This window comes from Streptomyces sp. NK15101 (assembly GCF_020400725.1).
Lineage (GTDB): Bacteria > Actinomycetota > Actinomycetes > Streptomycetales > Streptomycetaceae > Streptomyces.
On sequence record NZ_JAINVG010000135.1, the window covers coordinates 1 to 12,162 of the forward strand.

Below are 12,162 nucleotides of genomic sequence, written 5' to 3' on the forward strand. Positions count from 1 at the left end.
GCGTGGTGGAGTTTGACGAGGACGGCGAAGGAGCCGTCGGGGGCGCCGCTGAGCAGGTACATCTCCCAGGGCGGCAGGCCGCGGGCAACGGGCCGTTCCATGAGTTCGGCGGCGAGCCGGGTGGCCTCGGCGGGGAAGTCGGCGCCGGGGAGGACGATCTCGCGGACGTGCCGGCGCACGTCGAAGTCGGGGTCGGCGCTCCAGGCGGCGCCGCCGACGGGGAACAGGACGTCACGGACGCGCATCCGGAGCCGGGGGACGGCGGCGGCCCGCCGGGCGAGCAGTTCCAGGACGTCGGAGGGCTCCTGCCCGGGGGTGGCGGGCGGGGGGCCGAAGTGGGCGAGGGCCCCGAGGTGCAGGGGGTGCTCGGTGGATTCCAGGTGCCAGAAGGCCAGGTCCAGGGGTGCCAGTAGCTCGCTGCTCAAGGTGTCCTCTTGTCCTGCGAAGTCCTGCGATGTCCTGTTGTCCTGCGTAGTCCTGCAAAGTCCTCTGAAGTGCGTGAAGCCCTGTGAAGTCCTGCGGTGGCGAAGTCCGACGGAGTCCGGCGGAGTCCGGCGAAGTCCCGCGCCGCCACGCGTGGTGCGGCGGGTGAGCGAAGTCAATCGCACACCGTCAGTTACGGTCAAGTACGATCACTTCACGCTCAGTTAACAAGTTCACCCCTCGACGGTGAATTCGCACCACACGCACTTCCCACCGCCCCGTGACTCCACGCCCCACGCGTCGGAGAGCCGGTCGACCAGGAGCAGTCCCCGCCCGGACACCCCGGCCTCCCCCGCCTCGCGGCGCCGGGGCAGGGCGCTGGACCGGTCCTCCACCTCCACCCGCAGCCGCCGCGGGGGCCCGGTCAGGATCCGCAGCGTCACGATCGCCCCGCCGTCGGTGTGCATCAGGGCGTTGGTCATCAGCTCGTCGGCGACCAGTTCGATCTCGTCCGCGCGCTCCGCCGCGCCCCAGGCCCGGACGGCGGCCCGGATCATGTGCCGGGCGGAGCTCAGCGCCTCCGGGTCGTTCTGGGCCACGTGCTGCTGGAAGCGGCCGGTGCCCTGCGGGTGGTACGTGCCGTGGCGGCGCAGCAGCAGGATCGCGACGTCGTCCTCGCCGCCCCGGTCGGCGACGACGTCGCAGAGGTGGTCGGCGAGCCGCTGGAGGTCGGAGGGGCCGCGCCGGACGAGCGAGGAGAGCCACTGGAGGCCCTCGTCGAGGTCGGCGCCGGGCTTCTCCACGAGCCCGTCGGTGTAGAGCATCAGCGTCCGGCCGGGGTCCAGCTCCAGGGTGGTCACCGGATAGTCGAGCCGGCCGAACTCAGCGGAGAGGCCGAGCGGCAGCCCGCCGTCGACCGGGAGCCGGCGGCAGCCGCCGTCGATCTCCCTGACCAGCGGGTCGACGTGGCCGGCGCGCACCACCTGGACGACCCCGGTGGCGAGGTCGACCTCCGCGTAGGTGCAGGTGGCGAAGCGTTCGGTGTCGAGCTCGTGGAGGAAGACCGAGGCCCGGGCCATCACCGTGGCCGGGGGGTGGCCCTCGGCGGCGTAGGCGCGCAGCACGATCCGCAGCTGGCCCATGACGGCCGCCGCGTGGGTGTCGTGGCCCTGCACGTCGCCGATGACGCAGCCGACCCGGCCGCCGGGCAGCGCGATGACGTCGTACCAGTCGCCGCCGATGTCCCGCCCCAGGCGGGCCGAGCGGTAGCGGACCGCCGTCTGGGCGCCGGCCACCTCGGGGATCCGGCGCGGCAGCATCGCCTGCTGGAGCCCTTCGGCCAGGTCGTGCTCCTGCTCGTAGAGCATGGCCCGCTGGAGGCTCTGGGCGATGCTGCTGCCGAGCGCGACGAGCAGGGTCCGCTCGTCCTCGCTGAAGCCGGTCTTGTCGCTGTAGAGCAGACCGAGCGCGCCGATGGGCCGGGCCTGGGCGATGAGCGGCAGATAGGCGGCGGCGGTGATGCCGAGCCCGCTGATGTGCGGCCAGAGCACCGGGAAGGAGTCGGCGAAGTCCCGGGCCGAGTCGATGAACCGGGGGCGCAGGGTCCGGACGACCTCGCTCATCGGGTACGGCTCGTCCACCCGGGTGAACCGGGTGCCCGGCACGAAGGCTCCGTCGGGCCCTTCGGCGACGAGGTGGATGCGCCCGCCTTCGAGGAGGCCCATGACGAGACTGGCCGCGCCGAAGTGTTCGAGCGCGTGCGAGTCGTTGAGCAGGTCGATGACGTCCTGCACGGTCCGGGCGTAGGCGAGGGCCGCCGTGGTGCCCTCGACGACGCCCGCGCGCCGCCTGCGCCCCTCGTCGAGACCGAGCCGGGCGGCGGACTCGGTGAGTTCGTGGGTGGCGTCGCGGATGATGCCGATGATGCGCACGGGCCGACCGGTGTCGTCGCGGTGCACGAGGCCCTGGGTGTGGGTCCACTGGTGACCGCCGTCCCGGCGGCGGATGCGGAAGTAGGCGCCGTACTGCTCGCTGCCGTCCTTGAGCGCCTGGGCCACGAGGGTGTCGAGCTGGCGGCCCTCGTCCGGCAGCACGCGGGGCCCCAGGCTCTCGGGCCTGCCGTCGTACTCCTCGCGGTCCATGTCGAAGACGTCGAGGGCGGCGTCGTCCATGGTCATGGTCCCGGTGAGCAGGTCCCAGTCGAAGCCGCCCATGCGGAAGGCGGAGCCGTAGTCCGCCAGGATCCGGGCCCCGGCCCCCGCCCCCTCCGGCGCACGGCCCGGCCGCGCGATCGCCTCGCCGCCCCCGCTGCCCGCGTTCATGGGGCCACGCTAGGCGCAGCCCCGCCGGCGCGCACCAGATGAATCCCCTTCACCCCTGGAAGGTCTCCGGCTGGTCGGGCGCCGGACCGGCCGGGAAGAGCTCGTCGGGCGGCAGCGGACCGTCCGGGACGGTCGGCGGCTCGGAGGGGGGCTGGGCGAACGGGTCGGGGACGGGCTCGGTCCCGGGATCGGTGTACGGGTCGGGGTACGGCTCCGTGTCGGGGTCGGGGGCCGGCGGCACCGGTGCCGCCGGATCGGTGCCCGTGCCTCCGCTGCCGGACGGGTCGGGGGCGTCGGGCGGCGGGGTCGAGGGGGCGGGCCGCGCGGGGTCCGGGGAGGACCGGTCCGGGGAGGGGTCGGCCGGATCGGGCGTGCCGGAGCCGGCGAGGGCGCAGGCGTCGGGGTCGCAGGCCGGTTCCACGGCGGGCTTCTTGTCCTGGTCCCCGTCGCTGCCGGTCCGCCGCTCGATCCAGGTGCGGTCGGTGGTGTTCACGATGACCAGGCTGGTGACGACGGAGGAGGTGGGCCGGACGGTGATCACGCGGTCGGGGTCGAAGGCGTCCCAGGGGTCGCCCTGGTGGACGCCGCTCGCCTCGGCGGCCGGGCTGCGGAGCGGGTTGCCGCAGGCGCAGCGGACGCGCGGGGCCCCGTACTGGTCGACGAGGACCGCCGTACCGGTCTGCAGCACGGCCTGGAAGGCGTTGGCCCGGCCTTCGCGGTAGCCGTGGTCGGTGACGCGGATGTCGGCGCGCAGGGCGACCGGGGTGAGTCCGCGGAGCCAGCCCGCGAGGTTGGCCTCGGGGATGCCGGCGGCCTCGGCGAAGGCGCGCGCCTTGGCGCGGTCCGCGGTGAGGAGGGCGACCTGCCGCTCGACGTCGCAGCTGCCGATCGCGCGCGTGCCGCCGTAGAGGCCGGCGGCGGAGCCGGCGACCTCGCGGACCTGCCGGCCTTCGTCGCCGGGCGGTCGGCCGGGGGCGGCGGGCGGCACGGTGTTCCGGACGGTGGAGGCGGTGAAGGGATCGGGTCCATGGGCGCCGAGCGGCTGGAGGAGGACGTCCTGGACGGGGGTCGCGGCCGGTTCGCCGCCGGCGCCCTCCCACTCGGAGGAGCAGCCGGTGAGCAGGAGGGCCGAGACGAGGCCCGCGGCCGCGGGGCGGGTTCGCCGTGCACGGCGGAGGGGTGAGCGCACCTGGTTCTCCCGACTTCTCTCCCCCGGGCCCGGCGCCCGGTTGCGGCCAGTGCCTCATGTCTGTCGCAGCGCGCGGGGCCTCGCAAGCGGAGGGCGGCCGACCGGGTCGGCCGGGTGGGCCGGGGTGATGACGGGTCGCCCCGGAACGCCACTTGAACACGTTCAAGAAAGGCCCTACGCTCGGTTCGCCAGTTGAACACGTTCAAGTGGGGGTGGTGCCGTATGACCGCGCTGTCGGTCCTCGTGAATCCGGTCGTGATGATCGGCATGTTCTGGGTCGTGCCGACGGGCCTCGCGCTGCTCGACGGCCCCCGGCCACCCGGCTGGGACCCGCTCCGGCGCGCCTGGCCCCTGCTCGCCGTCCCCGGCGCCCTCGCCCTCTGGCTGCCCCGCTCGGCGGCCGCCACCGCGCTCGCCGCCGTCTACGCCCTCGCCACCCTGGCGCTCGCACTCCAGGCCCCGGCCCGGCTGACGCTCACCCGCTCGCTCCGGCCGGGCGAGATCGCCGTCCTCTCCGCCCTGGTGGCTCCGTCCGTCGCCGGCCTGGCGCTCGTGGCCGAGCGGGCCTCGTACCCGCTGTTCGGCTTCGACCTGGACGTCCTGGCGCTGACCGTCCCGCACTTCCACTTCGCCGGCTTCGCGGCCGCCCTGGTCGCCGGGCTCGTCAGCCGCACGTCCGACGGCCCCGCCGCACGCTTCGCCGCGCTCAGCGTCCCCGCCGGCACCCTGCTCGTCCTGCTCGGCTACTTCGTCGACGACTGGGCCGAGCTCGCGGGGGCCGTCGTCCTGACGGCCGGCATGGCCGCGGTCTCCGTGCTGACCCTGCGGGAGCGCCGCGAGCTCGCCGCCGGCCGGCTCACCCGGGGCCTCCTCGCCGTCTCGGCCCTCGTGCTCGTCGCCACCATGCTGCTCGCGCTCAGCTGGGCGCTGGGCGAGGCGACCGGACTCCCGCACCTCTCCCTGACCTGGACGGCCGCCACGCACGGCCTGGGCAACGCCCTGGGCTTCGCCGTCTGCGCGCTCCTCGCCCGGCGCCGCCTCGCGACCGACCGCGCCTTCCCGCCCCTCCCGCACCTGCCCCGAACGGAGCTTCCGGCATGACCCGCCTCACGCAAGCACTCTCCGGGCCCGCCCGCCGCCGCCCGAGCCTCACCTACCGCGAGGTCGGCGCCACCCGCACCCCCGAGGCGCTCCCCGCCGGCTACCACCACCTGCGGCACAGCGCGGTCGTCGGCCACGGCAGGGCCGCCTTCGAGACCGCCGGGGCGGCCGTCACCACCTGGCGGATGCACCGCGCCTCCGGGGCGCGCGTCCACGCCGACGCCGACCGCGCCGAGCCCGGCGTCCGCCTGGAGGTGTCACTCGGCGCCGGCCCGCTCCGGATGGGCGTCCCCTGCTCGGTGATCTGGACGGCGTACGAGGAGGACCGCACCGGCTTCGCCTACGGCACCCTGAGCGGGCACGCGGAGTGCGGCGAGGAGTCCTTCGTCGTCGAGCTGGAGCCGGACGGCACGGTCCGCTTCACGGTCACCGCCTTCAGCAGGCCCGCCACCTGGTACACCCGGCTCGCCGGGCCCCTGGTCCCGCGGCTCCAGCACGCGTACGCCCGCCGCCTCGGCCGGACCCTCCGGCGCCTCGTCAAGGCGTGACGCCGGGCCGATACTGGAAGGGATGGAGTGGTTCACCGCACCCGACCACTGGCTGAGCCGGATCGTCTTCCAGCGGGGCCTCGCCGGGCTGTACTGCGTGGCGTTCCTATCGGCAGCCCTCCAGTTCCGGGCGCTGATCGGCGAGCGCGGCATGCTCCCCGTACCGGAGTACGTGCGCCGGACCCGGCCGCGCCACACGCCCTCCCTCTTCCACTGGCGCTACTCCGACCGGCTCTTCGCCGCCGTCTCCTGGTCCGGCGCCGCCCTCGCGCTCGCGCTCCTCGCGGGCGCCGGGGACGCCGTGCCCCTGCCGGTCTCGATGCTCCTGTGGCTGGTGCTCTGGGCGCTGTACCTGTCGATCGTGAACGTGGGTCAGACCTGGTACTCCTTCGGCTGGGAGTCCCTGCTCCTGGAGACCGGGTTCCTCGCGGTCCTCCTCGGCAACGACGACACGGGCCCGCCCGTCCTCGTCCTGTTCCTGCTGCGCTGGCTGCTCTTCCGCGTCGAGTTCGGCGCCGGACTCATCAAGATCCGCGGCGACCCCTGCTGGCGGAACCTGACCTGCCTCTACCACCACCACGAGACCCAGCCGATGCCCGGCCCGCTGAGCTGGTTCTTCCACCACCTGCCCCGCCCGCTGCACCGGGTGGAGGTCGCGGCCAACCACGTCGTCCAGCTGTTCGTGCCGTTCCTGCTGTTCACCCCGCAGCCGGTGGCCACGGTGGCGGCCGGCCTGATGGTGGCGACCCAGCTGTGGCTGGTGCTCTCCGGCAACTTCGCCTGGCTGAACTGGATCACGATCGTGCTCGCCCTGTCGGTCGTGGACGCCTCCCCGCTCACCGGCGAGCACCCCCAGCCGGATCCGCCGCTCTGGTACGTGGTCGTGGTCGTCGCGGCGACCGCCTTCGTCCTGGTGCGGAGCTACCGCCCCGCGCGCAACCTGCTCTCCCGGCACCAGGCGATGAACCGCTCGTACGACCCGTACCACCTGGTCAACAGCTACGGCGCGTTCGGCACCGTCGGCCGGGTCCGGGACGAGATCGTCGTCGAGGGCACCGACGACCCGGTGCCGCACCCGGGCACGGTGTGGCGCGAGTACGGCTTCAAGGGCAAGCCGGGCGATCCCCGTCGGCTGCCCCGGCAGTTCGCCCCGTACCACCTGCGGCTCGACTGGCTGATGTGGTTCGCCGCCCTCTCCCCCGGGTACGCGCGCGCGTGGTTCGGCCCCTTCGTCGAGCGGCTGCTCGACGGCGACCGGGACACCCTGCGGCTGCTCGCCCACAACCCCTTCCCGGACGCGCCGCCCGTCTTCGTCCGCGCCCGGCTGTACCGCTACCGCTACACGACCTGGCACGAGCTGCGGACCACCGGGGCCTGGTGGCACCGGACGCCGGTGCGGGAGTACCTGCCGCCCACCCGCCTGCGGGAACCCACGGGCACGTCCCGCTGAACGCACCGGTGCCCCCGGTCCGCGAGCGGCCGGGGGCATCCGGGGTGAAGCGAAGGGATCAGTCGATGCCGGGCAGGATGTGGGGCTCGGCGAGATCCTCCTCGTAACCCGCGAGCCGGATCGGGGCCGCGTGGGCCCACACGTCGAGGCTGCCCAGCTCGCCGTTCCTGCGCGGCCGCTCGTTGCGTTCGGCCGGTCCTGGTTCCTGCTTCGTCAGTTCGGGTGTCACCGCGCACTCCTTCGTGTCGCGTACCTGTGGGACAAGTGCCGGTCGGTCGCGGTGGCGCCGTTCGTGGCGGGACCGCGGCCTTGGTGGCAGGCCTGTCCCAGGAAGGCCGTGAGGACGGTGTGTGTCCCCGGTGGCCGACCGTGGGCATCACATTAACCAAATGAGCGCCCCCGCGCTCTACCGGGCTCCAAAGTGTGACGCAATCGGGTGAAGCAAGACGCAAAAGCGCCCCATCAGGCCGATGAGGCGCTCTTGCAGAATCGCGGAACCGTCCGCAGGGACGGCATACGGGCGGGACTACCAGTTGGCGGGGGCGTAGTCCTTCAGGAAGCAGCCGTAGAGGTCCTCGCCCGCCTCGCCCCGCACGACGGGGTCGTACACCCGGGCCGCGCCGTCGACGAGGTCGAGCGGGGCGTGGAAACCGGCCTCGGCGAGGCGCAGCTTGTCGAAGTGGGGACGCTCGTCGGTGATCCAGCCGGTGTCGACCGAGGTCATGAGGATGCCGTCGGTCTCGAACATCTCCTGGCCGCTGGTCCGCGTCACCATGTTCATCGCGGCCTTCGCGGCATTGGTGTTCGGGTGGCCGGCGCCCTTGTAGCCACGGCTGAAGACGCCCTCCATCGCCGACACGTTCACGACGTAGGCACGGCCGCTGGCCGCCTTCTTCGCCGCCTCGGCCATCACCGGACGCAACTTGCTGATCAGGATGAACGGCGCCGTGTAGTTGCACAGCTGGGTCTCGAGGAGCTCCACCGGGGAGATCTGCTCGATGCTCTGCACCCAGGTGTTGGTCTCGACGACGTCCGGCACGAGGCCGCCCGCGTCGATGGCGGTGCCGTCGAGGTGCCGGGCGATGCTGGCGTTGCCCGCGACCAGCGCGAGGTCGGCGACCTGCTGCGCCTCCAGGTCCCGCACGCCGACGGGAAGCTCCGAGGAGCCGACGAGCTCGCCGACCGCGCCCGAGTTGAACGCGCCGATGACGTGGTGGGCGGGCAGCTCGCCGGCGGGCAGCGGAGCCGACTCGCCCTCGACGAGGGCGGCGTAGGCGGAGGGCAGCCGGCGCACGGTCTGCGTCGCGTTGTTGATGAGGATGTCGAGCGGGCCGGCCTCGGTCATCCGGTCGGCGAGCGCGACGGCCTGGGCGGGGTCGCGCAGGTCGATGCCGACGACCTCCAGGCGGTGCATCCAGTCCGCGGAGTCCTCCATCGCCTTGAAGCGGCGGATGGCGTCCTTGGGGAAGCGGGTGGTGATGGTGGTGTGGGCGCCGTCGCGCAGCAGCCGCAGCGCGATGTACATGCCGATCTTGGCCCGGCCGCCGGTGAGCAGCGCGCGCTTGCCGGTGAGGTCGGCACTGGCGTCCCGCTTGGCCCGGTTCAGCGCCGCGCACGGCTGGCAGAGCTGGTGGTAGAAGTAGTCGACCTCGACGTACCGCGTCTTGCAGACGTAGCAGGAGCGCGGGCGCTGGAGTATCCCCGCGATCCGCCCCTCCTCGGTGACCGAGGTGGGCAGGAGGCCCTCGGTCTCGTCGTCGATGCGCTGCGCGGAGCCGGTGGCCGTGGCCTCGGTGACCGCCTTGTCGTTCGCGGTCTTCGCGGCCCGGCGCTCCTGGCGGCGGCGCTGCTTGACGGTCCGGTAGATCCCGGCCGTGGCGCGCCGGACGGTGATCGCGTCCGGGTGGTCGACGTCGATCTTGTCGAGCTCGTCGAGGACGCTCAGGCAGACGGCCAGGCGCTCGGGGTCGATGCCCGGCCCGTATTCCTGGTTTTCTTCGGTCACCGTCATGGCCTTCGGGTTCCTCGTTCGCTCGTACGTCGCCGCTCGCGGGCATTCAAAGACCCAACCTTACGGAGCGGGGGGCCGCGCCTCCAAACCCGTTCGGGGGGCGTGGTCGAAGACACAGTCGCCGCACAGCCCGCCGCCCGGGACCCGGTAGTAGAGGCAGCAGCTGGTGCGCCGCAGCCGGGGGCCGCGGACCGTCCCGGCGAGGTCCGGGTGGTCCAGGAGGCCGGAGACCAGGACGGCGGCCCGCCCGGCCGCCTCCGGCCGCCCGTGGGCGCGCGCCCAGCGGGTCAGTTCGCGCAGGGCGCCGGCGAGGGCGGAACCCGCGTTGCCCCACAGCAGGCGCGGGGAGACGTTCCCGTCGCGGCGCAGTGCCTCGTGGAGCGGGACGAGGTGGGCCTCCTGGACGGCCGCGCGCAGCTCGGCCACGGTCGCCGGGCGGGTCGTGGATCCGGTCCACCACAGGTCGTCGGGCGAGGCCGACGCCCCGTCCCAGGACAGCTCGGCGGGATCGAGGGACGGGAAGCGGCCGTGGAGCGCGGCCGGACCGAGGGCGACGGACCACAGCCGGGCGGCGAGCCCGAGGTGGGCCACGGAGGCGCCGACGCGCCGCTCGGGGACGCCGAGCCGGGCGGTGACGTGGTCCACGCGCGCGGTGAGGGGGGCGTCCTCCCCCGCGTACAGGCGGGCGAGCGGGCGGTGCGCGCCGCCGGTCACGGGGGCGGTGGTCCGCAGGACGAAGAAGCCGCCCGGCGATCCGCCGTCGCCGCTCGCGCCGAGTCCCATGCGCACGCCCCCGCCCCGGAGTCCTGTCGTCGGCCCCCACCGTAACTTCTCCGAAGCCCCCCGAAGCTCCCGCGCAGGCGCCGCGCGGGGACCGCAAGGGCCGCTTCGCAGCCCTTCCGACCTGCGCGGGCGTACGTCTCGGAGCGTACGCGGGGGCCGTGTTCTGAGCGTACGCGGGGGCCGTGTACTGCGTCTGTGGTACCCGCGAAGACGTCCCCTGGTACGACGACGCGAACGGCCGGGAAGAGAGATCGTGGAAGGTATGAGTCCACTCGTGCTGTCCGTCGCCCTGGCCCTGGCCTCCGCGGTCGCCTACGCGGCCGCGGCGATCGTGCAGGAGCGCGTCGCGGCCTCCGCCGCGGGTCCGCGCTACGCGCCGCTGCGCAGCCCCGCCTGGTGGGTGTCCGTCCTGCTGAACGGCGTCGGCGCGACCCTGCACGTCGCCGCCCTGGCGTACGGACCGCTCAGCCTGGTCCAGCCGCTGGGCGCACTGACGATCGTCTTCGCGCTGCCCATGGCGGCCCTGTTCGTCGGCCGCCGGGCCGGGCGGCGGGCCTGGCGCGGCGCGCTGATGGCCACGGCGGGCCTCGCCGGGCTGCTGAGCCTCACCGACGGCGCCGAGGCCGGGTCCCTGGCCGACGGGGAGCGGTGGCTGCTGGCGGGGGCCACCTTCGGCGCGGTGGCCGTCCTGTTCACGGCCGCGCGCCTGGTGGGCCGGTCCGTGCTGCGCAGCGTCGTGCTCGCCGCGGCGGCGGGCGTCTCCTTCGGCATCGCCTCGGTCCTCACGAAGGCCGTGGCCGAGGAGTGGACTCCCCGGGCCCCGCTCGCCGAGTGGACGGGGCTGCTCGTCCTCTCCGTGTTCGCGGTGACCGGACTCCTGCTCTCCCAGGCCTCGTACCGGGGCGCGGGGCTCGCCGCCCCGCTGGCCACCGTCACGGTGGTGAACCCGGTGGTCGCGGCGGCGGTGGGCCTCACGCTGTTCGGCGAGGGCTTCCGCTACGGCACGGCGGGCACCGTCGCCGCGCTGATCTGCGGCACGGTCGCGGCGGCCGGCCTCGTCCAGCTCACGCTGGACCGCATGACGGTGCCGGAGGAGCCGGCGCCGTCGGCGACGGACTCCCCCGCGTCAGATGGAGACTCCCCGCGCCCTGAGATACGCCAGGGGGTCGATGTCGGAGCCGTACCCGGGTCCCGTCCGGATCTCGAAGTGGAGATGCGGTCCCGAGCTGTTGCCGGTCGACCCTGAGCGCGCGATGCGCTGACCGGCGTGCACCCGCTGGCCCTCGCGGACGGTGAGGGCGGAGAGGTGCGCGTACTGGCTGTAGCGGCCGTCGTCGTGCCGCAGGACGATCTGGTAGCCGTACGCGCCGCCCCACCCGGCGGAGACGACCCGGCCGCCGGCCACGGCCCTGACCGAGGTGCCGGTGGGCACGGGGAAGTCGACCCCGGTGTGGTAGCCGCTGGACCAGGAGGAACCACGGGTGCCGTACCGGGTGCCGATGTCCGCGGAGACGGGCGCGGAGTAGCTGCGCCCGGCCGGCTGGGAAGCGGGCTTGGGGGCGGGCCTGTGGCTCGGCTCGGTACTCGGCTTGCTGGGCTTGCTCGGCTTGCTGGGCTTCGAGGTGTTCTTGGTGTGCGGCTCGGCCGCGGGCTTCGGGGCCGGCCTGGTGGACGGCTTCGCGGAGGGCCGGGCGTCGGGCCCTGCCGGGGGCGTCTTGGGAAGCGCGGCCTTGGGTGCGGCCTTGGGGGGTGCGGCCTTCGGGGGCGCGGCCTTGACCGGCCGGGCGGTCCTGGAGGGCGGGTCGGCCTTCTCCGCCTTCCTGGGGGCGGCGATGCGCAGGGTCAGGCGCTGGCCCGGGAGGATGAGGTCGGGGTCGTCGCCGACGACGGGCCGGTTGGTCTCGTACAGGCGCTGCCAGCCGCCCTCGACGTGCTCGTCGCGGGCGATCTTCGACAGGGAGTCGCCGGGCGTCACGGTGTACATCTCGCGCACGGTGGGCACGGTGGTCGGACTCGCGCCGTGCGCCGCCTGCCCGGGTAAGACGCGCTGCCCCGGGAGGGAGGCCGTGCGGACCGCGTTCCCGCCGCCGGCCGGCTCGGCCCTCGTGGCGCGCAGGGCGGCGACGTCCGGCGACTCCCCGCCGCGGACGAGCCCCGCCCGGGACCCGCAGGAGGGCCACGCCCCCGGCCCCTGGCCCTTCAGGACGCGTTCGGCGATCGCGATCTGCTGGTCCTTGGAGGCGAGGTCGGCGCGCGGCGCGTAGTGCGTGCCGCCGTACCGCTCCCAGGTGGACTGGCTGAACTGGAGGCCGCCGAAGTAGCCGTTGCCCGTGTTG

Annotated in this window: 11 protein-coding genes; 4 read left to right on the forward strand and 7 right to left on the reverse strand. The window is 74.3% G+C overall.

Features of this window, described 5'->3' with window-relative positions:
• From K7G60_RS36560 to K7G60_RS36570, 3 genes are all read right to left on the reverse strand, one after another.
• Nucleotides 1-425 (reverse strand): wax ester/triacylglycerol synthase domain-containing protein (locus tag K7G60_RS36560; RefSeq protein ID WP_308083125.1); only part of this gene is annotated, 425 nt, incomplete at its 3' end.
• Between the two features lie 231 nt (nt 426-656).
• Complete coding sequence (locus K7G60_RS36565; RefSeq protein WP_374115736.1) at nt 657-2,744, reverse strand: SpoIIE family protein phosphatase; 2,088 nt, start codon at nt 2,742-2,744, stop codon at nt 657-659.
• 49 nt (nt 2,745-2,793) lie between these two features.
• On the reverse strand, nt 2,794-3,933 hold the full coding sequence (locus K7G60_RS36570) for a DUF6777 domain-containing protein (protein WP_225805277.1): 1,140 nt from the start codon (nt 3,931-3,933) through the stop codon (nt 2,794-2,796).
• A 231-nt stretch (nt 3,934-4,164) separates the two neighbouring features.
• On the opposite strand from K7G60_RS36570, the gene K7G60_RS36575 reads away from it, so the two are divergent.
• From K7G60_RS36575 to K7G60_RS36585, 3 genes are read left to right on the forward strand one after another with little or no spacing between them, the layout of a single operon-like run.
• Complete coding sequence (locus K7G60_RS36575) at nt 4,165-5,034, forward strand: YndJ family protein (protein WP_225805285.1); 870 nt, start codon at nt 4,165-4,167, stop codon at nt 5,032-5,034.
• Entirely contained in the window at nt 5,031-5,582 is a 552-nt protein-coding gene (locus K7G60_RS36580; protein WP_225805278.1) for a DUF1990 family protein, read from the forward strand. Before K7G60_RS36575 ends, K7G60_RS36580 begins: the two co-directional genes overlap by 4 nt.
• A 22-nt stretch (nt 5,583-5,604) precedes the next feature.
• A complete protein-coding gene (locus tag K7G60_RS36585) occupies nt 5,605-7,032 on the forward strand; it encodes a lipase maturation factor family protein (protein ID WP_225805279.1) in 1,428 nt (475 codons plus the stop codon).
• 58 nt (nt 7,033-7,090) lie between these two features.
• On the opposite strand, the gene K7G60_RS36590 is transcribed toward K7G60_RS36585, so the two are convergent.
• The 3 genes from K7G60_RS36590 to K7G60_RS36600 form a co-directional block, all read right to left on the reverse strand.
• On the reverse strand, nt 7,091-7,261 hold the full coding sequence (locus K7G60_RS36590; RefSeq protein WP_225805280.1) for a hypothetical protein: 171 nt from the start codon (nt 7,259-7,261) through the stop codon (nt 7,091-7,093).
• Nucleotides 7,262-7,558: 297 nt separating this feature from the next.
• Nucleotides 7,559-9,043 (reverse strand): SDR family NAD(P)-dependent oxidoreductase, encoded by a 1,485-nt coding sequence (locus K7G60_RS36595; protein ID WP_225805281.1) that lies wholly within the window; start codon nt 9,041-9,043, stop codon nt 7,559-7,561.
• A gap of 60 nt (nt 9,044-9,103) precedes the next feature.
• A complete protein-coding gene (locus K7G60_RS36600; RefSeq protein WP_225805286.1) occupies nt 9,104-9,826 on the reverse strand; it encodes a (2Fe-2S)-binding protein in 723 nt (240 codons plus the stop codon).
• Nucleotides 9,827-10,088: 262 nt separating this feature from the next.
• Between K7G60_RS36600 and K7G60_RS36605 the strand changes: the two genes are divergently transcribed.
• A complete protein-coding gene (locus K7G60_RS36605; RefSeq protein ID WP_225805282.1) occupies nt 10,089-11,072 on the forward strand; it encodes a DMT family transporter in 984 nt (327 codons plus the stop codon).
• Here the strand turns inward: K7G60_RS36605 and K7G60_RS36610 are convergent.
• The coding region (locus tag K7G60_RS36610) for a peptidoglycan DD-metalloendopeptidase family protein (protein ID WP_225805283.1) at nt 10,953-12,162 on the reverse strand (1,210 nt) is incomplete at its 5' end. The genes K7G60_RS36605 and K7G60_RS36610 overlap by 120 nt on opposite strands.